Below are 19,460 nucleotides of genomic sequence, written 5' to 3' on the forward strand. Positions count from 1 at the left end.
TCATGCCCTGCCGCTCGTGATTTTCCTGGCCTTGCGCGGCGGCGCGGGTTCTGCCTGTCCGACGATGGCGCGGATGCTGTCGGCGAGTGCGGCAATGCGCGGGCCGATCTCACTCTCCAATTGTCCCGGCTGGAGCCGGAAGGCGGGGATGCCGCAATTGATCGAGAACGACTGCCGCGATTCGCCCGCGTGAAACAGCGGCGCGGCGACGGCATGGATCGAGGCCATGTACTCGCCCCAGCAGGTGCAGAAGCCGCGGCTTTTGCACTGCGCGATCCCGGCCCGGTATTTGTCGCGAAACGCCGACCACAGCTCGCCGTCTTCGGCGGCGATGTTCCGTTCGAGCCGGTCGGCATCGGCCGGCGGCAGGGTCGCAGCCGCAGCGCGTCCCATGGCGGTCATCACCACGGGAATCGGCATGCCGATGTCGGGCGCGTGCGGTCCGACATCGCCGGAGCGCGCGGTCTCGACATAGATCATCGACGTCGCGTCGAGCAGGCCGATCGAGACCGTGTCGCGGACGCTGAGCGCCAGCTCCTGCATCATGGGCCGCGCGACCTGGCGGAATTGCATTCCGGCAAGCAGCGGATGCGCGATCCGCAGCGCCCGCGCAGCGACGCGGTACTTGGCCCGTTCGGCGTCGTAGCGGAGATAGCCGAGCTCGGCCAGCGTGTGGGTCAGCCGCGCCACCGTCGGCCGCGGGATGCCCGTCAGCGTCGACAGCTCCATGTTGCCCAGCAACGTGCTTCCCGCCTTGAACGCCTCGAGCACGACCAGCCCCTTCGCCAGCGTCGTGGCGAAGGCGGCGTCATCGACGCTGTCCGCCAGCACCGCGGCGGCGGAGGAGGGTGGATGTCGCGGTCTGGACAGATCTCTCGGGGCCATTGCCGAATATCAGACGGTGAAGTTGCAGCTGTCCAATAGATTCTACAAAAGAGGGAAAATTGTCCGATATGTGGACAGCGCTTCGCGTCGATATTTTCGCTGAAGGACGCGCCGGGCGGGCCAAACACACGGATTTTTGTCGTGATTGCGTGCCGTCCTGTGACAGGATTATTACGACGGCATGTCAGATCGATAATTTGCGGAGCGGTTCATGTTGCAGTGGCAGGCGCGGTCAAATCCCCTCGCGTGGTGGTGGGGATCCCTCACGCTCGTGAGCGGCGCCAACATCCTCGTCTGGTTCATGCTGTACCGCGAGTTCTATCCGACGCCCTCCGGCAGCCATGGTGGCGCTTCGGATATCGGACTGATGTTGCTGCTGTGCGCCGGCTACGTGTTCGGTTGCGCGTTCCGCTCGGTGCTGCCGCGCGCCGACGTGCAACGCATCTGCCTGTTCGACACCTGGCTGTCGAGCGTCGTCGTCGGCCGCACGGTCGCGACCGTGGCCGAGCTCTGCTTCGTCGCGCAATGGGCCATCATCCTGCATCAGCTCGGCAGGATGACGGGCGCCGAGACCGCGGTGAACATCGCGCTCGTGATCGTGCCGATCATCATCATCGCGGAGTGTTTCTCCTGGTACGCGGTGGTGACGACCAACTTCCTCTTCAACGCGATCGAGAACTCGCTGTGGGCGGTGACGTTCTTCCTCGCCGGCCTCGCGCTGTGCCGCCTGATGCCGGAATTCCAGGGCGTGGTCCGCTGGGCGCTGATGTCGGGCATCGTCGGCATCGCCTGCTTCCTCGCCTTCCTCGTCACCGTCGACGTTCCCATGTATCTCAGCCGCTGGCGCGCTGGGCACGCGGAGGGCAACACGTTCCTCGGCTTCCTCGAAGGCCTGCATGACGTGTCGACGCGCTGGGTCGTGACCCACGACATCGCGCATTGGAAGGGCGAGCTGACCTGGATGTTCCTGTATTTCAGCGCCGCGGTGTGGTCGAGCCTGGCGCTCTGCGCGCTCTATGCCATGGAAGGCTATCTGGCGCTGTATCTGGCCTAGGGCATGGACTGCAAATGTCGGCGTCTGGACGCTAAGCGGACGCTAGTGCCGATCCTGCTTTTTGCCGATTTTGACCCACCTCGGACATTGGGGTTCGACCTGTTGATCTGGGTCAACCCGAAGATCGATTTTAATGGGACTAATCGTTCTTAACCGAGGAGGCCCAAATGAAGCTCTCGTTCGCACTGGTGGCTAGCCTGCTGGTAACCGGGTTCGTAGCCGCGAGCACTGAGAAAGCCAGCGCTGTGGTCTACTGCACATACGTTGGTTATCCCGCCAATTGCGTCGTACGGCCGGGCGCAGTGCTGCGGCCGCGGCCCGTTGCGCGACAAGCGGTGGTGGGTGCTGGGACTGTAAATCGCGGTGGCCCGGTCAATCGCGCTGGCAGGCGTTAATCGGTCGTTTCGCGAGAGTTTCAGCTCTGCAGGAAATCCCGACAATCATGGGATTTCCGCGGAACAGTTTTATGAATTCAATCTGACGAGAAGGGCCATGTCATGAGAATGGTGGCATCAGTGCTGTCTGCGTTATCTTTCGCGGCGCTCTCAGCAATTCCGCTCAACGCCCAGCAATACAAGATGCAAACACCGATACCGCCGGGCGTTGCAATCCCGGACAAGGTGGAGACCCGCCTTGGGACGCTGAACTTCTTCGACGGCTTTCCCGACGATGCGACCGTGGAAAAGCTCTACGACAATCTGGACTTCCAGCACGCCGTCCAGGCCTACATGTTGGCGCTGGCTCCAGTGAACCAGTTGGCAAATCGGAAGGGCATCGCGGAACTGGGTCCGTTCAATTTAACGGTGCCGATCTTCGAGGACAGGATGGACTCGAAGTCGCTTTTTCTCACCCCGAACAACAACACCCCGTACACTTGGTTTTGGCTTGATCTGCGCGACGGGCCTCTGGTGCTCGAGGTGCCTCCCAATGTGCTCGGCCTCGTCAACGACATGTGGTATAATTTTGTTACCGATGTCGGGCTCGTCGGGCCGGACAAAGGTCAGGGCGGCAAATACCTGATCCTGCCGCCCGGCTACAAGGGCGAGGTGCCCAGCGGATATTTTGTCGTGAAGCCGGCGACGTTCAGCGTCTGGGTTCCGTGGCGCTCATTCCTGGTGAACGGCGATCCGAAGCCAGGCGTCGACTTGGTTGAACAGCACACGCGAATCTATCGCCTGAAAGATGCTGCCAATCCCCCGAAACTCAATTTCGTGCATGTTTCCGGTAAGGCATTTAGCACGCTGGCGCCGGGAGATTATCCCTTTTGGGAGTATCTGAATCAGGTTGTGCAGGAAGAGCCGACCGACACGGTCGACCCGGTCACACTCGGCCTCTACGCAGCGGTCGGCATCCAGAAGGGTAAGCCCTTCGCACCTGATGCACGGATGAAGAAGATTCTGACCGAAGCCGCCTTGGTAGGTGACGCCACCGCGCGTGCAATCAATGGCCGGTTGCGGATCAAGGAAAGCTACTACTATCCCAACAGCGCGTGGCGCACGGGCTTCTTCGGCGGTTACAAGTTCGAGGAAAACGGTGCGCGCATCCTCGATGCCTACTCGGCATTCTTCTTCTACGCGACAGGCGTGACGCCGGCGATGGATTCGAAGTCAGTTGGCGAGGGGTCACAGTACATGGCCGCGTTCGTCGACAGCCAAAACAAGCCACTGGACGGCGGGAAAAACTACAAGCTGCACTTGCCGCCCAATATCCCGGTCAAGCAATTCTGGTCGGTCATCCTCTACGACAATCAGACCCGCTCCATGCTCCAGACCGACCAGCGCTGGCCAGCCGCAACCAGTCAGAACCCGAAACTCATGGCCAATGCGGACGGGTCAGTGGACGTCTATTTCGGGCCCAAGGCGCCGGCCGGCAAGGAGAACAACTGGGTGCAGACCATCCCCGGCAAGGGATGGAATACGCTCCTGCGCCTCTACGGCCCGCTCCAACCTTGGTTCGACAAAACCTGGCGGCCAGGCGAGATTGAGCCGCTGTAGCAGCACGGAGGTAAGAGCTTCAGTTCACTTCCGCTGTTGGGCCCGTAGCAGACCTGTTGCTCCGCCCGCCGAATCGTCCGCTATTGTCCGAAGCAGATATTCCTCAGCATGGCTTACATCGATCGCGTTTGACCCGGGTCTATGAGCCTATTTCCCCACCAGGCTGCACTTGCTGCGGTCGAGCGGACGGAAGGCCTGATCGGGCGGGATGGTCGCGACCAGCTTGACGAAATCCCATGGACCTTTGGACTCCTCAGGCGTTTTGACCTGCACGAGATAAAGATCGTGCACCATGCGCTGGTCCTCGCGGATGCGGCCGTTGGGAGTGTAGGCATCCGACACCGGCGTCGCCTTCATCTTCGCCATCACGGCGGTGCTGTCGTCGGAATCGGTGTCTTTGATCGCCTGCAGATAATGGCGCACGGCGGAATAGACGCCGGCCTGGATCTGCGAGGGCATGGCCTTGCGGCGCGCATAGAAGGCGTCGGAGAATTTTCGCGCGGCCGGCGAGACGTCCTCGAAGAACGAGGTGACGATGAGGTCGCCGCGGGTTGCCTTCAAGCCGACGGCATGGATATCGACGTTCTGGAACGACATCGGGACGATCTTGATGCCCTGGTCGGCAAGGCCGAATTCTTGGCCTGCTTGATCGCGGTTGCGTTGTCACCGGCGACGTTGATGGCGAGGATCCTGGCGCCTGAGGACTGCGCCTGAAGCAGGAACGATGAGTAATCGGGCGTGCCCAGCTGCGCCTTGACGCTGCCGGCGACCTTGCCGCCGAGCTCGCCGATGCGGGCGCGGGCGGTCGCTTCGATCGAATGGCCGAAGGCGTAGTCGCCAGTGATGAAGAACCATGGCTCCTTGCTGGTCTGCATGATGCCGGAGACCACGGCGGTCGCGGTGGAATAGGCGTCCTGGGTCCATTGCACGCTGTTTGGCGCGCACGCCTCGTCGGTCAGCTGGTTGGCGCCGGCGCCGGAGACGAGGAAGATCTTTCCGTTGCCGCGGACGAGCTCCTGCACGGCGAGGGCGGCGCCGGAGCTGCCGCCGTCGGCGATCGCCTGGACGCCGTCGGTGAACCATTTGCGGGCGAGCGATGCCGCGAGATCTGGTTTGTTCTGGTGGTCGGCCTGCAGGATCTCGATCGGCTTGCCGTTGATCTTGCCGCCGAACTCCTCCGCGGCCATCCGGGCCGCCTCGACCGATCCCGGCCCCATCGCGGTTGCGAACACACCGTTCATGTCGGTGAGGACGCCGATGCGGATGGCATCGCCCTTGATCTCGGCGCGCGCAGGCGGGCCTGCGAGCGCCAGCGTGACCAGCAGCGTGGCGGCGGATGTCATGCGGAGGTTGGCCATGGCGTTTCCCGGTTTTGTTGTTCTTGATTGTTCGAATGCGTGGTCAGGCCGGTTCGGCGACGACCTTGTTGCGCAAGGTTCCGATGCCCGAGATTTCGACCTCGACGGTGTCGCCAGGACGCATCCACAGCGGCGGCGTGCGCTTGGCGCCGACCCCGCCCGGCGTGCCCGTGACGACGACGTCGCCGGGGACCAGCGGGCAGATCGTCGAGATGTACGCGATCAGCTCGGGGATGCCGGTGATCAGGAGATCGGTGGTGGTGTCCTGCACGACGGCGCCGTTCAGGCGAGTCTGCAAGCTGAGCTTCGAAGGATCTGGAATCTCGTCCGCCGTCACCAGCCATGGACCGAAGCTGCCGCTCTCCGCGAAGGTCTTTCCGGAGAGGAACTGGCTGGTGTGGCGTTGCCAGTCACGGATGCTGCCCTCGTTGTAGCAGGAATAGCCGGCGATGTGATCGAGCGCGCGGCTTGCGGAGATGTGCCGGCCTTGCTTGCCGATCACCAGCGCGAGCTCGCCTTCATAATCGAAATCGTCGCTCACCTTGGGCTTCACGATCGGCTGGAGATGGCCGACCTGGCTGCAGGGAAAGCGCACGAACAGCGCCGGCTTCTCGGTGACGGTGCGTCCGGTCTCGGCGACGTGGTCGCGATAGTTGAGGCCGACGCAGATGATCTTGCCGGGATCTGGGATTACCGGAGCAAAGCTGATCTTGTCGAGCGGATGGTCAGGCGCAGTGGATGCGACCAGCTTCGTCGCCTCGGCGAGGCGACCGGCTTCGAGCAACTGCCGCAGCGAGCTGCAGGGCGCCATGCGCGCGCCGAGATCGACGACACCGTTGTCCTTGACGGCGCCGAAGGAGGCGCGGCCGTCGGCAATGAAAGAAAGCAGCTTCATGGGGTATCCCTGGGATCAGGCCGCGGACGGCACGGGGTTGGGGGGAATGGCGGCGGCGGCGAGTCGGTCGAGCTCGATCTCGTTGCGGGCGGTGCCGCGGATATAGCGGTCGGGACCAACCAGTGCGGCGATGATGCCGTGTTCGCGCAGCCAGTCGCCAATGCCCTTTGCATCGTCGGCGGTGAGAATCTCGAATCCGGCCCGCGCCAGAGCGGGGCGCGACGGCAGGGCGGCCGTGGTCTCGACGAGCAGCACGGGGCGGTAGCCGGTGCGGTCGTCGCTGCGCTGTCCATTGCCGAGCACGAATTGAGGCGCGAGATGGCGAGACAGCGGCAGATCCGCCAGCGCCAGTCCAGGGCCGAGCAGGGGCTTTTTCACCTCCAGTTTGGCCGGCGCATTCGGACGCGCTTCGCCCACGGCAAGGCCGGCCTCGATCGCCCTTGTGTTGATGATGCCGCCGAGCCGGATGGCGAGCTCGATGAACTCGCGCACATGCGGCTGACGTTCGCTCTGATAGCTGTCGAGCAGATCGGGCGCGGCGCCGCCCTGAATGATTGCGGCGAGCTTCCAGGCGAGGTTGGCGGCATCGCGGATGCCGGCGCACATGCCCTGGCCGAGGAAGGGCGGGGTCTGGTGCGCGGAATCGCCGGCCAGCAGCAATCGGCCGCTGCGCCATTGTTGTGCGATCACCGAATGAAACGTGTAGACCGCGGCGCGTTCGAGTTCGGCATCCTCAGGCGTGATCCAGCGCGACAGCAGCTCCCAGACTTTCGCCGGCTGGGCAACATCCTGGGAATCCTCGTGCGGGTGCACCGTGATCTCCCAGCGCCGCCGCGTTCCGGTGCCGCGCACGTAAGTCGCGGGGCGGGCGGGGTTGCAATGCTGGATGCTGTAGTCGCCGAGATCCTCGCGCGCGCGCTTGAGCAGCACGTCGATCACCAGCCAGCGCTCGTGGAATCCGAGATCGTCCATGCCGGAGCCGATGAAGCGGCGAACCAGAGAGCGCGCGCCGTCGCAGCCGACGACATAGGCCGCGCGGACCTCGCACAACTTGCCGTTGGAGAGATCCTCGTAGCGGACGCGCACGCCGTGCTCGTCCTGGTCGAGCGCGAAGACCTCGCAGCGGCTCTGCAGGGTGACGTGTGCAAAGCGGGCAAGGCCGCCGATCAGCACGTCCTCCAGATCGGGCTGGTGAAAGCGGTAGCTGAGATTCCAGCCCATCGGGGTCGGGGTTTGCGGCCGCGACCAATCCAGCAGCATCTTGCCGTCGGCATCCAGAAACAGCATGCCGGGGCTGAGGATGACGTGCGGCAGGATCGCGTCGGCGAGGCCGATGGTCTGGAACACGCGCATGCATTCGTCGTCGAAATGCACGGCACGCGGCAAATGATAGGTCCGCGCCTCGCGCTCCAGCACGAGAGTCCGCACGCCGCAACGGCCGAGCAAATTGGCGAGCGTGGCGCCGACCGGGCCGCGGCCGACGATGACGACGTCATAGTCTTCAGGGACGGATTTATCTTGCATGGGGGGTATCTCTTTCCGAGCCGCGCCGCGGTAGCAACGCCGCCGCGCCAAGTGTCCGCCCTGCGGACGACGAACGGCGAAACAGCCGCTGTCCGCCAGCCGGACATTTCGGCAATTGGGCTGTCTTGAACAGGTTCGGCCCGGCTAGCTAATGGCAGGAAAAAAAGTGCAGGTTGTCGATCGAGGCAGCCGCGGAGGGAACGACGATGCTGAAATACGCGGGAGTGGCCTGTCTTGCGATCCAGCTTTTGGCGACGCCGGCTCGGGCCGCGGACATCAACGTTGGGATCCTGCTGTCTGCCACCGGCCCGGCCGCGGCGATCGGCAATGCCGAGCGCAACGGGACCAGCTTTGGCGCGACCGAAATTGCGGGACACAAGATCAACTATCTGTTTCTCGACGAGGCCTCGGACAGCACCGCGGCGGTCGCGGCGCTGCGGAAATTGTTCCAGGGCAGCCAGATCGACATCCTCGTCGGTCCGACCACGACGCCAGGCTCCTTTGCCGTGATCGATCCGGCGGTCGAATACCGGCTTCCTGTCATCACCCTGGCGCCCGTCAACGCGCTGGTCGCGCCGGTCGACGCGCGCAAGCGCTGGATCTTCAAGACGACCACCAACGACGATCACGAAGCGACACCGTTGTTCGCTCACATGAAGAAGACCGGCGTCAAGACACTCGCTCTGATCGGCTTCGGCGATTCCTACGGTGACGCCTGGAGCAAGGTCGTCGCGGACATGTCTGCGGCCAATGGCATCAAGCTGGTTGCCGACGAGAAATATGCGCGCACCGACACCACCGTCAGCGGGCAGGTGCTCAAGATCGTCGCCGCCAATCCCGACGCCGTTCTCATTGCAGCCTCCGGCGCGCCTGCGGCGCTGCCGCTGCTTCAACTTCGCGAAAAGGGCTATGAGGGCAAGGTGTACGGCACGCTCGGTGCGACCTTCGGCGATTTTCGCAAGCTGACCGGCGCCCAGGGCGACGGGATCTTCGTGCCGCTGAGCCCGGCCGTGGGGGCGGCCTCGTTGCCGGATGGGCATCCCGCCAAGCAGGCTGCATTGGAATTCATTCAGCGCTACGAGGCCAAGTTCGGTCCGGGAAGCCGCAACATCTTTGCGGGCTCAGCCTATGACGCGTTGCTCCTGGTCGAGCGCGCCGCGCCCGCGGCGCTCAAGGCGGGAGAGCCCGGCACCGCCGAATTCCGGGAAGGACTCCGCAGTGCCATCGAAGGGCTCAAGGGCGTGGCCGGCTCGCGTGGCGTCTACAATTACGGAGCCAACGACCACACCGGCCTCGACCAGAGCGCGCTGACGCTCGGTCGGCTCGAGAAGGGCGAATGGGTGGCGGTGCACTGAAGCGTGCTCTTGGCTGATCAGAGAGGTTAAAGAATGCCGGCCGTTCCCGGACAACCGGTCTACGACGTCGATCTCTACAGCGATGAGGTCTTGCAGGACCCATATCCGCATTATCGCGCGCTACGCGAACTGGGCGCGGTGGTCTGGCTACCACGAAGCGGTCTCCATGTGGTCGCCCGCTTCGACGATGTCCGTGCAGCGTTGCGAAACCCAGCATTGTTCTCGTCGGCCCAGGGGGTTGCGGCGAACGATCATGTCAACGAGATCTCGCGCGGCACGACGCTGGCGAGCGATGCGCCTCTGCATGACCGGTTGCGCGCCATCATCGCGGCGCCCTTGTTGCCGCGGGCCCTCGAAGACATCGCGCCGCAGATCAGGGCGGAGGCCGGCCTGCTGATCGACGATCTCGTCGCCCGCGGCGCGTTCGATGCGGTGACCGATCTGGCCCAGCACCTGCCCCTGACGATCGTCTCGAAACTCGTCGGGCTGGAGGATTACGGCCGCAGCAGCATGTTGCGATGGGCTGCGGCGACCTTCAACGTGCTGGGTGGCATGAACGCACGGGCGTGCGCGGCGCTGAAAGACGTTCAGGAAATGCGTGCCTATCTCGGCGGAGATGAGATCAGGACGCGGCTGAGGCCCGGCAGTTGGGGCGACCGGATCTTTGCAGCGGCAGATCGGGGCGAGGTCGAGGCTGAACGCTGTCCGGTCCTGATGCGGGATTATCTCGGACCAAGTCTGGATACGACGATCTTCGCAACGGCCAACCTCATCCTGCTGTTCGGCCGCCATCCCGACCAATGGGATCTCGTCCGCAACGATCCGTCCCTGATCCCCAACGCAATCAACGAGTCCTTGCGGCTGGAATCGCCGGTCCGCGGGTTCACACGGCACCTCGCGGCCGATGCGACCATTGGCGGGATGGCCGTACCGCGCGGCAGCCGGGTGCTGCTACTCTACGCGTCGGCCAATCGCGACGAGCGAAAGTGGCAGGATCCCGAGCAATTCGACGTCAGGCGCCGCGCCAACGATCATCTCGGATTCGGCAACGGCACGCATATGTGCGCAGGCCTGCATCTGGCCCGGCTGGAGATGACGGCGCTGCTTGAGGTTCTCGTGGAACGCGTCGCTGGGTTCCGGATCGGCGAGCCCGTGCTCGCGATGAACAACGTGTTGCGCGGTCTCGCGTCTCTGCCGGTCCAAATCGTTCGCGCGTAGCCGACGCCGTGCGCGATGGTCGATACCCTTGCCGAAGCGAGGCGCCAATTCAGCTCCCCAAATCGATGGTTGCCGCGGCGCTGCGGATCGGCTCGACGAAGGTGGCGACAGCCTCCTCGATTCCCAGCGCCGAACGGATCCAGATGATGGAGATGCAGCCGAACACGGCATCGTTGCGCACGATGGGAACGGCGATCGACGCCGTCTTGGGATTGAATTCGCCCTCGCTGCGGATCGCATAGCCGCGGGCCTGCGTCTCCGCGATCATGCGATCGAGGCGGGCTTCGTCGAGAAAGGGGCGGTCGTCGGCCTCGTCGATGCGGCGCAGATGATTGAGGATCAGTTCGCGCTCGTGGGCGGGGCAGGCGGCGAGATAGGCGCGGCCCGCTGAGGTCCGCAGCATCGGCAGTCGTTTGCCGATCATGCCGCGGTCGATCGAGAGCGGGCTGCGCGAATGCGTGGTCTCCTGCACCACCATTGCCGCGTTCTCGTAGGTGGAGAGATCGACCGGCCAGACCAGGGTCCTGCTGAGCTCGGCGAGATAGGGCGCCGCCGCCTGGCAAATCACCACGCCGGGATCGTAGCCGTCGCCGAGGCTCAGCGCGCGCCGGGTGACGCGAAAGCGGTCGTCGCTGGCACTGCGGGCGATATAGCCGAGTTCCTCGAGCGTTTCGAGCAGGCGGTAGACGGTGGGGCGGGGCAGGTCGAGCGCGCGGGCGACGTCGCCGGCACGGATGCCGCCCGAGCGGTTGACCTCCCGCAGCACGTCGAGCCCGCGCTTGAAGGCGCGGACGCCTTCCGACTGCCGGGGGACAGCCCTGTCCGTCCGCTCCTTGGACACTTCGCATTTCCTCCCTTGTGACGCACGGTCTCGCGATTATCGTTGCGAACGCGAAGCGATTGCGGAACGCTACGTTAAAAGCGTGCGCGGCCGGTATCAAGTTCGCCGCATTGCGGCACACACGATGCCTTCGGGAGGAATTCGATGGAAATCACCGCGCTCGGTTATATCGGGATCAACTCATCGCAGCTCGACCAGTGGGGCCGGATGGCGACGGGGCTGCTCGGCATGCAGCAGGTCGATCGCGGCGGCACGATGCGCGCCTTCCGCATGGACGATCGCAAGCAGCGGCTGATCGTCGACGGCAGCAGCGACGCCGGCCTTGCGGTGATGGGATGGGAAGTTCCGTCCGCAGCAGAGCTGGATCAACTGGCCGCGCGGCTCGAAAGCCACGGCGTCAAGGTGACGCGCGGCTCGCGCGCGCTCGCCGACGAGCGTCATGTCGCCGAGCTGATCGCGTTCGCTGATCCCGCCGGCAACCGGCTCGAGGCCTTCTGCAAGCCGGAGCTTGCGACCGAGCCATTCCAGCCGGGGCGGCCGATCTCGGGCTTTCGCACCGGCGCGCTCGGCATGGGGCATGTCGTGCTCAACGTGGTGAATGTCGAACTGCTGTTGCCGTTCTACCGCGACGTGCTCGGCTTCCACGTCTCGGATTTCGGACTGAAGCCCTACGGGCTTTACTTCTTCCACGTCAACGGCCGCCACCACTCCTTTGCGATGGTCGGCTCGGGGCGCAAGGCGATGCACCACTTCATGGTCGAGCTCGGCAGCCTCGATGATGTCGGCCAAGGCTACGACCTTGCGCAACTGGACGAGGGCCGTATCGCCTATACGCTGGGCCGGCACACCAACGACCACATGACCTCGTTTTACGTGAACACCCCGTCGGAGTTCTTCATCGAATATGGCTGGGGCGCGCGCGTGATCGATCCCGAGACCTGGCAACCGCACGAGACGTTCGATGGGCCGTCGCTGTGGGGCCACGAGCGTCTCCATATGCCGGAAGAGCAGCGCAAGCGCCTGCGCGACATGCGGCTCGATGCGGCGGCGCGCGGCGTGCGCGTCGCCGATCCCCGCGTGCCGCCGCTCAACTGCGCGTGGCTGGACCAGGTGGTCGCGCGCGAATGATCCGTGGCGATGCGGCGTCGCCTGGGCGATCAGGCCTCGCCGAGATCGGGCTCGGTCAACAGTCCCTGGCGCAGCGCGAGGCGGACCAGCTCGATGTCGGAGCCGACGCCGAGCTTGTCCTTGATCAGCGAATGCAGGTTCGCCACCGTCTTCGGGCTGACATGCAGCGTCTGCGCGATCTCGTCTGTGGTCTTCTCGGCGAGCAGCAGCCGCAGCACCTCGAACTCGCGGGCGGTGAGAACGTCGGCGGCCGTGCTTTCGTCGCCGAGCCGGCTCAGCGCCAGTTCGTGGTCGATGTCGGGACTGATGGCAATCTTGCCGGCGAGCACGTCCATCACGGCCCGCACCAGCGTTTCCGGCGGACTGGTCTTGGTGACGTAACCCCTGGCGCCGGCGCGGATCGCCTGCACGGCGAAGCCCGCGTTCTGGTGCATGGTGAAGATCAGGATCCTTGCGCCCTTGTCCCACTGCCGGATCCGCCTGACGGCCTCGATGCCACCGATGCCGGGCATGCTCAGATCCATGATGACGAGGTCCGGTGTCTCGGATTTGTACAGACGATAGGCCTCCGCGCCGTCGGCGGCTTCGGCGATGACGCGCAGGCCCGGCTGCTTCTGCAGCACGGAGCGGTAGCCCTCGCGGACCACGGAATGGTCGTCGACCAGCAAGATGGAGGCATCGGCCGCGCTCATGCCGCCTGCTCCAGCGTGGGCCGGTCGGTGGCGGTGAGCGGAATGACGACGCGCAGCGCCGAGCCGCCGTTGGCACCGACTTCGAAGCTCATCCGGCCGCGCAGGGCCGCGACGCGCTCGCGCATGCCGAGCAGGCCCATGCCGGATTTGCTGGAGGCATCGTTCGGCCGGCCGTCGTCGTCGATGGCAAGTGCGATCTCGTTTGCCGCCATCGTCAAATGCAGGTCGACCTTCGTGGCGCCGGCATGCTTGGCGGCGTTGGTGAGCGCTTCCTGTACGATGCGGTAGAGGTTGGCGCTGACGGCTGCGGGGAGGGTCTCGAACGCGCCGTCGAAATGAATCGAAAAGCGGGTCTCGCCGCGGCTGCGTCCGTTCCAGCCTGCGACGAGGCCTTCCAGGCTCGCAACCAGCCCGAGTTCCTCGACGTCGGGCGGTCGCAGCCGGAACAGCGTGCCGCGCAGCATCTCCATCATGCCGGTCGCGGTCCGCGCGATGCCGTCGCACTCGGAGAGCAAGGCGGGGCAGTCTTGCACCGCGGTCTGGCGGGCGGAGGAGGCGAGTGCGCGGATGGCGGCGAGCGACTGGCCGAACTCATCGTGCAGCTCGCGCGCCAGATGGCGGCGCTCGTCGTCCTGCAGCGCAATCAGCTTGCGCGTCAGCTCGCTGCGTTCGGCCAGCGCATTGTCGAGGTTTTCGGCAAGATGGTTGAAGCCGTCGCGAATCGCGGAGAGTTCGGCGAGATCGAACGGCGGCAGCCGCGCCGAGAGGTCGTTCGCGGCGATCCGCTCGAGGCCGGTGCGGATCAGACGGGTCGGGCGCAGCGCGCGCGCCAGCGCGGCGTAGACCAGCAGGCACAACAGCGGCAGCGCGATCGCAAGGGCGATCGTCAGGCGGCCGGCGTCGTGCCAGGCCTCCGCCGTTCGCACGGCGGGGTCGACCGAAACCACGGTCTCGCCGAGCTTTGCGCCGCGCACGATCACGGGCCGTGCCGCTTCGCGGCCGGGGTCGAACAGCCCGCGATAGAAGGCCGCAAAGGCCTGCGGCGGCGGGCTCTCCGGGGCAGGCGCGCCGCTGCAGAACCGCTGCAGCATCTCGCCGCCCGGGCCACGAAATGCCAGGCACAGGCCAGGCGTCATCACATAGGCCGCGACGGGATCGAGGTTGGGAAAGTCGCGCGGGCCGGCCACCCATTGGATCTTGCCCTGCTGCAGCTCCAGCGACTTCGCGACAATCGCCGCGATGCCGTCGAGGCGCGCATGAGCCTCGCGATCGGCTGCGATCAGGAAATAGGCGGAGATTGCAGCGAAGCAGGCGGCCGTTATGGTGGCCACGCGCAACGTCAACCGAACCTTGAGGTCGAATCTCGGGCGGTTCCACATCGGGCGGGCACCTTGCGCGAACGGTTTGTCGCCGCCGCAGTAAACGGCAGAATGCCGGCCGCGCAAAGCGCTACGCTCTACCGCAGTGCAATGGCGTGAAATTCTCCCGGCGCTTGCCGGGACGGTCGCCGTTGCATGGGCTCCGGCTGCCGCCAAGATTTGCGAACGGCTCCAGCTGCGAGGCCCCGCTCATGCACTCCATCCGGTTGATCCTCCCTGCGCTTCTCCTTGCCGTCCTCGTGGATGTCTCGCCTGCCGGCGCCGCGGCGGCTGCGGCAGCGCCGGCCGGCGTGTCGATCGAAGAATTCCAGTATCTGGATACGTCCGGCGAGCCGGTTGACCAGACCGCCGTCCACGAGAAGCGGCTGGGCGCATTCATGGTCGCGCTGCGTCGGGATGTCGGGGCGGACAAGCGTTACCATCTCGTGCCAGCCGGACAAACCGATGCAAAATTCAAGGTCGTCGGCGGCGTCCAGAAGACGAGCACACTGGTGCAATGGGCGCGGGTCGCCGTGATCGATACCGCGGCCAACAAGGTCCTATTCGAGAAGCTGTACACGTTCCGCGGCGACAACGACGAGGCCTGGGACCGCGCCGAAGCGTTCCTCGCCCGCGAAGTCATCGCGGCGCTCGGTACGCCCGTGCCGGTCGCGCTCGCCGTGTTCGAGTTCGAGCTGGAGGACACCACCGCCGCCTCGGTGGGCACCTCGGCGGCTTCGGATGCATCGTACCTTGCCGAGGCCACCGGCGGCGTACGTGACGTGCTCGGCCAGTCCGGCCGCTACCGGATCGTCGACATCAGGGGCGAGGTGGCCAATGCGCGCGCTTTACGTGACTGCGGCGGCTGCGAGGCGGCGATTGCGAAAGAGCTCGGTGCTGATCAGTCACTGATCGGCGTGGTGCGACGAGTGAGCCGCACCGAATACACGCTCGGCTTTCAGCTGCGCGACGCCCGCACCGGTGAGGTGCTGGCGCGTGGCGACAGCGGCCTGCGCATGGGTGCGGACTACTCCTGGAAGCGCGGTGCGGTTCGACTGGTGAGCGACCGGCTGATCGAGAGCCAGCAGGCCGCCGACGCGGCTAAAGCGCGATGAGATGAGGACGAGTCGCCATCGCGCTTCAGGTTATGCCTCTGAGCATGATCTAATCGGAAAACCGTCTAGAAAGTGAGCTGGACCTTCATCGATTGCGAGCGGTCGCTGGCAAGCTCGAAGGCGGCGACCGCGTTCTCGAACGGCATCGTCGCCGTGATCAGCGGCTTCACGTCGATCAGGCCTTCGCCCATTAGCCGTACCGCTAGCTCGAACTCGGGATCGAAGCGGAAGGTGCCGCGCAGCTGCAATTCCTTGGCAACGATGGAATTGATCGGCAGCGTCATCTCGCCGCCGAGGCCGAGCTGCACCAGCGTGGCGCCGGGCCGGAGCACGTCGAGAGCTGTGCGCAGCGCGGCCTGATTGCCGGAAGCTTCGAACAGGGTGTCGAACACGCCCTTGCCGGCGCGCCAGGGATCGAGCGCATTGGCGTTCGTCGCGACGTTGATGGCGTGCGTCGCGCCGAGCTTTTTGGCGACGGCCAGTGGCGCGTCGGCCACGTCGGTCACGACGATCTCGGCCGCACCGCCGAAGCGCGAGACCAAAATCATCAGCGCGCCGATCGGACCACAGCCGGTAATCAGCACGCGCTTGCCGAGCAGGGGGCCGGCCTGCTTGCCGGCATGCAGGCACACCGCGAGCGGCTCGGCGACCGCAGCCTCAGCCAACGACAACTTGTCCGCGATCGGCACGGCCTGCGTGGCATCGACGGTGATGAACTCGCGAAAGCCGCCCTGCACATGAGGAAAACGCATCGCGCTGCCGAGAAAACGCATGTCGAGGCACTGGTTGCGCATGCCTTCCTGGCAATGCAGGCACGCCCCGCATGGTTTGCTCGGGTTGACCGCAACGCGCGTGCCTGATTTTACGCCTGTGACGCCGTCGCCGACGGCGGCGACCACGCCGGCGATCTCGTGGCCCAGCGCCATCGGCTGCTGAATGCGCACGACGCCGAAACCGCCGTGGTGGTAATAATGCAAATCGGAGCCGCAGATGCCGCCGTTGGCGATTTTGACGCGGACCTCGCCCGGACCGGGGGCCGGATCGGGGTAGCTGTCGATCCGCAGATCCTTCGGGGCGTGGATGACGACGGCGCGCATGGCTTGCTCCCTGTTGGCGATTACATCGCGGCGATCATGCCGCCATCGACATAGATGATCTGGCCGTTGACATAGGTCGAGGCGTCCGACGCCAGGAAGATCGCTGCGCCTACCAGTTCTTCCGGCTTGCCCCATCGCTTGGATGGGATGCGGCCCATCAGCCAATTGTTGAAATCGGGGTTGTTGACCAGCGCCTCGTTCATGTCGGTGAGCATGTAGCCGGGGCCGATCGCATTGGCCTGGATGCCGTGCTGGCCCCATTCCACCGCCATCGAGCGGGTCAGGTTCTTGATGCCACCCTTGGCCGCGGTGTAGGGCGCGATGGTCGGGCGCGCAAGCTCGCTGCCGAGCGAGCCGATATTGATGATCTTGCCGCGCTTGCGCGGAATCATGCGCTTGCCGGCCTCGCGGCCGATCACGAAGGCGCTGGTGAGGTCGGTCTCGATCACCTTGCGCCATTCGTCGGTGGTGAACTCCACCAGCGGCTTGCGGTGCTGGATGCCGGCGTTGTTGACGAGAATGTCGATCTCGAGCCCTTCGCGATCGAAGCGCTCGAAAGCCGCGACGATGGCGGGCTCGTCGGTGACGTCAAAGGCTGCGCCTTCGGCCTGATGTCCGGCGGCACGGAACTCGGCGATGGCCTGCTCGACGCGTTTGGGATCGACGCCGTTGACGATGATCCTGGCGCCGGCCTTGGCCATGCCTTCGGCGATGGCGCGGCCGAGCCCGCGGGAGGATCCGGTCACGAGCGCGGTGCGGCCGGTGAGATCGAAGAGGGCGGTGCTCATGTCGAAAAGTCCTTAGACGTTGGAGCGGCGCACGGTGAGATCGGAACGGTCGAATACCGCGGGCAGGAGGTCGACGCCGAGACCGGGACCTTCCATCGGATAGACAAAGCCGTCCTTGATCACGGGCATCGTGGTGACAAGTTCATTGTACCAGCCCTTGTAGAACGCGCGCACCGATTCCTGGATCAGGGTGTTGGGCTGGCTGAACGACATGTGGATGGCGGCGATGAACCCGATCGGGCCGATGCAATCGTGCGGCGCGAAGGGCCGGTGATAGGTCTCGGCCATCGCCGCGATCTTGCGCCCCTCGGTGAGGCCGCCGGTCCAGCACAGATCCGCCATCACGACGTGCATCGCGTCACGGTCGAGCATGTCCTTGTAGGGAAAACGTGAGCCCAGCGTCTCCGAGGCGCAGACCCACACGTCGGTGGAGCGGGCATATTCGGCCAGCGCCTGCGGCGAGTTCATCCGGATCGGGTCTTCGTACCAGGTCGGCTTGTAGGGCTCGAGCGCACGCGCTATCTGCTTGGCGGTCGGCAGGTTCCAGAGCGAGTGGAGCTCGACCATGATCTCCATCCTGTCGCCGACGGCTTTGCGGATCTTCTCGAACGGCTCGATCGCCTGCTTCATCTGGGCGGCGGTGATGTAGAGGCCCTTGTTCTCCTGCGCCGCCGGATCGAACGGCCAGATCTTCATCGCGGAGATGCCGCTTTCGAGCAGGCTTTCGGCGAGTGCATCGGCGCGGTTCATGAAACCGTCGAGATCCTCGTAGGGCCCCTTGTTGCCACCGAGATTCCAGTTCGCGACCGGGCTGATATTGGTCGAGCGCACATATTGCGTGCCGGCGCAGGTGTTGTAGATGCGCTGCTTGTCGCGGCAGAGACCGCCGAGCATCTGGTGCACCGGCTGATTGCAGACCTTGCCGAACAGATCCCACAGCGCAATATCGATTGCGGAGGCCGCGCGATATTCGACGCCGGTGGAAGACTGCGCCATCGGCAGGTTCAGCATGTCGCGGTGGATCGCCTCGATGTGTAGCGGATTGCGGCCGAGCAGGCGGCCGGCAAAGGTGTCGTGGATCTGTGCCTCGACCGCGCCCGCGCCATAGAAAGTCTCGCCGAGACCGATCATGCCCGAGTCGGTGTGAACGCGCACCCAGATGACGTTGGAGAATTCCTCGGTGCGCAGCGTCTCGATCGACGTGATCTTCACGGCAACTTTCCTCCCATCACAGGCGCCTCGCGCCTGACGTCTCATTTCGCACTGCAGCATGATGCAGCTCGCGCCGACGTCTTACGCCTGCTTGTAATATATCACAACATGTTTTAAGGCTGCGACAAAGAGGGCGCCACCCAGCAACGAGCGCGCGGACCTGACGGGAGAGAACGAGATGGCAAAGCGCAAGCGCACGCTCGAATTGGTGAGGAACGACAACGACGAGGGCAAGCCCTCGCGACGCAACCGGCTTAACTTCTTCGAGCTGGCCTATCAGAAGATCGAAGAGCTCCTTGTTCATTGCGAGCTCAAACCCGGACAATTCATGACGATGCTGGAGTTGCAGCAGATCACCGGTTTCGGCCGTACGCCGGTGCATCACGCCGTCAATCGTCTGTCCGCCGACACGCTCATCATCATCCGGCCGCGCCACGGCCTGCACATCGCGCCGATCGATCTCGCGCGGGAGCGCATGCTGCTGGCCTTGCGCCGAGACATGGAGCGTTTCGTAATCCGCCTTGCGGCCGACCGTGCCAGCCTCTCGCATCGCAATCAGGCGCTGCACATCGAGCGTCTGCTGCGCGAGCGTCGCGCCAGCCTCACCCTCGACGAATTCAACCACATCGACCGCCGCATCGACGCGCTGGTGCTGGAAGCGGCCGGCGAGCCGTTCCTGGTGCACACGCTGCGGCCTCTGCACACGCTGTACCGCCGCATCGGCTACATCCACCACCGCTTCATGCCGGGGCAGGCCGATCTGTCGGGCACGATTGATCGTCATCTCGCCATTCTCGCCGCGGTGGCCTCCCGGCGCGTCGAGGACGCGGTGAAGGCGAGCGATGGGCTGATCGACTACATGGGCGAGATATTCACCGGCATGGAAGCGGGGATCGACCCGCGCCTGCTCGATTGCAGCATCGAGCCGCTGCTCGGCACGTAGAGC

The 19,460-nt window shown here is 64.9% G+C and carries 16 protein-coding genes and 1 pseudogene; 7 read left to right on the forward strand and 10 right to left on the reverse strand.

Annotation, left to right across the window (positions count from 1 at the left end; translation table 11 throughout):
* Nucleotides 1-885, reverse strand: coding sequence for an IclR family transcriptional regulator (locus tag JQ580_RS30465; protein WP_212284528.1), 885 nt, complete (start codon nt 883-885; stop codon nt 1-3).
* A gap of 211 nt (nt 886-1,096) precedes the next feature.
* Here JQ580_RS30465 and JQ580_RS30470 point away from each other — a divergent pair, with 211 nt between their 5' ends.
* The gene (locus tag JQ580_RS30470; RefSeq protein ID WP_212284530.1) at nt 1,097-1,939 is read left to right on the forward strand and encodes a hypothetical protein; all 843 of its coding nucleotides are present in this window, start codon (nt 1,097-1,099) and stop codon (nt 1,937-1,939) included.
* A gap of 497 nt (nt 1,940-2,436) precedes the next feature.
* Complete coding sequence (locus JQ580_RS30475; RefSeq protein WP_212284532.1) at nt 2,437-3,933, forward strand: DUF1254 domain-containing protein; 1,497 nt, start codon at nt 2,437-2,439, stop codon at nt 3,931-3,933.
* Nucleotides 3,934-4,080: 147 nt separating this feature from the next.
* On the opposite strand, the pseudogene JQ580_RS34175 reads toward JQ580_RS30475, so the two are convergent.
* The 3 genes and pseudogenes from JQ580_RS34175 to mhpA all read right to left on the reverse strand — a co-directional run bounded on the left by JQ580_RS34175 (nt 4,081) and on the right by mhpA (nt 7,710).
* Nucleotides 4,081-5,291, reverse strand: a pseudogene (locus JQ580_RS34175) (ABC transporter substrate-binding protein).
* Nucleotides 5,292-5,334: 43 nt separating this feature from the next.
* The gene (locus tag JQ580_RS30485; RefSeq protein WP_212284534.1) at nt 5,335-6,186 is read right to left on the reverse strand and encodes a fumarylacetoacetate hydrolase family protein; all 852 of its coding nucleotides are present in this window, start codon (nt 6,184-6,186) and stop codon (nt 5,335-5,337) included.
* A 15-nt stretch (nt 6,187-6,201) separates the two neighbouring features.
* Nucleotides 6,202-7,710, reverse strand: a complete 1,509-nt coding sequence (gene mhpA, locus JQ580_RS30490; RefSeq protein ID WP_212284535.1) for a bifunctional 3-(3-hydroxy-phenyl)propionate/3-hydroxycinnamic acid hydroxylase MhpA — start codon at nt 7,708-7,710, stop codon at nt 6,202-6,204.
* 173 nt (nt 7,711-7,883) lie between these two features.
* Here mhpA and JQ580_RS30495 point away from each other — a divergent pair, with 173 nt between their 5' ends.
* Both JQ580_RS30495 and JQ580_RS30500 read left to right on the forward strand, forming a co-directional pair.
* Nucleotides 7,884-9,065 (forward strand): ABC transporter substrate-binding protein, encoded by a 1,182-nt coding sequence (locus tag JQ580_RS30495; RefSeq protein WP_249134556.1) that lies wholly within the window; start codon nt 7,884-7,886, stop codon nt 9,063-9,065.
* 33 nt (nt 9,066-9,098) lie between these two features.
* A complete protein-coding gene (locus JQ580_RS30500; RefSeq protein ID WP_212284537.1) occupies nt 9,099-10,283 on the forward strand; it encodes a cytochrome P450 in 1,185 nt (394 codons plus the stop codon).
* 49 nt (nt 10,284-10,332) lie between these two features.
* Here the strand turns inward: JQ580_RS30500 and JQ580_RS30505 are convergent, their stop codons facing one another.
* A complete protein-coding gene (locus tag JQ580_RS30505; protein WP_212284539.1) occupies nt 10,333-11,124 on the reverse strand; it encodes a DNA-binding transcriptional regulator in 792 nt (263 codons plus the stop codon).
* Between the two features lie 144 nt (nt 11,125-11,268).
* Here JQ580_RS30505 and JQ580_RS30510 point away from each other — a divergent pair, with 144 nt between their 5' ends.
* Nucleotides 11,269-12,252 (forward strand): VOC family protein, encoded by a 984-nt coding sequence (locus JQ580_RS30510; RefSeq protein WP_212284541.1) that lies wholly within the window; start codon nt 11,269-11,271, stop codon nt 12,250-12,252.
* A 29-nt stretch (nt 12,253-12,281) separates the two neighbouring features.
* Here JQ580_RS30510 and JQ580_RS30515 read toward each other — a convergent pair whose 3' ends face one another.
* The gene (locus JQ580_RS30515; RefSeq protein ID WP_212284543.1) at nt 12,282-12,944 is read right to left on the reverse strand and encodes a response regulator; all 663 of its coding nucleotides are present in this window, start codon (nt 12,942-12,944) and stop codon (nt 12,282-12,284) included.
* On the reverse strand, nt 12,941-14,323 hold the full coding sequence (locus JQ580_RS30520; RefSeq protein WP_212284545.1) for a sensor histidine kinase: 1,383 nt from the start codon (nt 14,321-14,323) through the stop codon (nt 12,941-12,943). The genes JQ580_RS30515 and JQ580_RS30520 overlap by 4 nt, the downstream gene beginning before the upstream one ends.
* Before the next feature lie 191 nt (nt 14,324-14,514).
* Here JQ580_RS30520 and JQ580_RS30525 point away from each other — a divergent pair, with 191 nt between their 5' ends.
* Entirely contained in the window at nt 14,515-15,417 is a 903-nt protein-coding gene (locus tag JQ580_RS30525; protein WP_212284546.1) for a DUF3280 domain-containing protein, read from the forward strand.
* A gap of 65 nt (nt 15,418-15,482) precedes the next feature.
* Here JQ580_RS30525 and JQ580_RS30530 read toward each other — a convergent pair whose 3' ends face one another.
* The 3 genes from JQ580_RS30530 to JQ580_RS30540 are packed head-to-tail and all read right to left on the reverse strand — an operon-like array spanning nt 15,483 to nt 18,514.
* Nucleotides 15,483-16,514 (reverse strand): L-idonate 5-dehydrogenase, encoded by a 1,032-nt coding sequence (locus tag JQ580_RS30530; RefSeq protein ID WP_212284547.1) that lies wholly within the window; start codon nt 16,512-16,514, stop codon nt 15,483-15,485.
* Between the two features lie 20 nt (nt 16,515-16,534).
* Entirely contained in the window at nt 16,535-17,302 is a 768-nt protein-coding gene (locus JQ580_RS30535; protein ID WP_212284549.1) for an SDR family oxidoreductase, read from the reverse strand.
* Between the two features lie 12 nt (nt 17,303-17,314).
* On the reverse strand, nt 17,315-18,514 hold the full coding sequence (locus tag JQ580_RS30540; RefSeq protein ID WP_212284551.1) for a mandelate racemase/muconate lactonizing enzyme family protein: 1,200 nt from the start codon (nt 18,512-18,514) through the stop codon (nt 17,315-17,317).
* 178 nt (nt 18,515-18,692) lie between these two features.
* Here JQ580_RS30540 and JQ580_RS30545 point away from each other — a divergent pair, with 178 nt between their 5' ends.
* Nucleotides 18,693-19,457, forward strand: coding sequence for a GntR family transcriptional regulator (locus JQ580_RS30545; protein ID WP_212284553.1), 765 nt, complete (start codon nt 18,693-18,695; stop codon nt 19,455-19,457).
* The last annotated feature ends 3 nt before the right edge of the window (nt 19,458-19,460 follow it).

The sequence above is a fragment of the Bradyrhizobium sp. SZCCT0148 genome, from assembly GCF_018129985.1.
GTDB lineage: Bacteria > Pseudomonadota > Alphaproteobacteria > Rhizobiales > Xanthobacteraceae > Bradyrhizobium > Bradyrhizobium japonicum_H.

Excerpts from the sequence above, each read along its gene's own strand:
- JQ580_RS30515 (WP_212284543.1), bottom strand. The coding sequence starts at position 12,944 with ATGAGCGCGGCCGATGCCTCCATCTTGCTGGTCGACGACCATTCCGTG.
- JQ580_RS30530 (WP_212284547.1), bottom strand. The coding sequence starts at position 16,514 with ATGCGCGCCGTCGTCATCCACGCCCCGAAGGATCTGCGGATCGACAGC.
- mhpA (WP_212284535.1), bottom strand. The coding sequence starts at position 7,710 with ATGCAAGATAAATCCGTCCCTGAAGACTATGACGTCGTCATCGTCGGC.
- JQ580_RS30525 (WP_212284546.1), top strand. The coding sequence starts at position 14,515 with ATGCACTCCATCCGGTTGATCCTCCCTGCGCTTCTCCTTGCCGTCCTC.
- JQ580_RS30510 (WP_212284541.1), top strand. The coding sequence starts at position 11,269 with ATGGAAATCACCGCGCTCGGTTATATCGGGATCAACTCATCGCAGCTC.
- JQ580_RS30475 (WP_212284532.1), top strand. The coding sequence starts at position 2,437 with ATGAGAATGGTGGCATCAGTGCTGTCTGCGTTATCTTTCGCGGCGCTC.
- JQ580_RS30535 (WP_212284549.1), bottom strand. The coding sequence starts at position 17,302 with ATGAGCACCGCCCTCTTCGATCTCACCGGCCGCACCGCGCTCGTGACC.
- JQ580_RS30520 (WP_212284545.1), bottom strand. The coding sequence starts at position 14,323 with ATGTGGAACCGCCCGAGATTCGACCTCAAGGTTCGGTTGACGTTGCGC.
- JQ580_RS30545 (WP_212284553.1), top strand. The coding sequence starts at position 18,693 with ATGGCAAAGCGCAAGCGCACGCTCGAATTGGTGAGGAACGACAACGAC.
- JQ580_RS30500 (WP_212284537.1), top strand. The coding sequence starts at position 9,099 with ATGCCGGCCGTTCCCGGACAACCGGTCTACGACGTCGATCTCTACAGC.
- JQ580_RS30470 (WP_212284530.1), top strand. The coding sequence starts at position 1,097 with ATGTTGCAGTGGCAGGCGCGGTCAAATCCCCTCGCGTGGTGGTGGGGA.
- JQ580_RS30485 (WP_212284534.1), bottom strand. The coding sequence starts at position 6,186 with ATGAAGCTGCTTTCTTTCATTGCCGACGGCCGCGCCTCCTTCGGCGCC.
- JQ580_RS30465 (WP_212284528.1), bottom strand. The coding sequence starts at position 885 with ATGGCCCCGAGAGATCTGTCCAGACCGCGACATCCACCCTCCTCCGCC.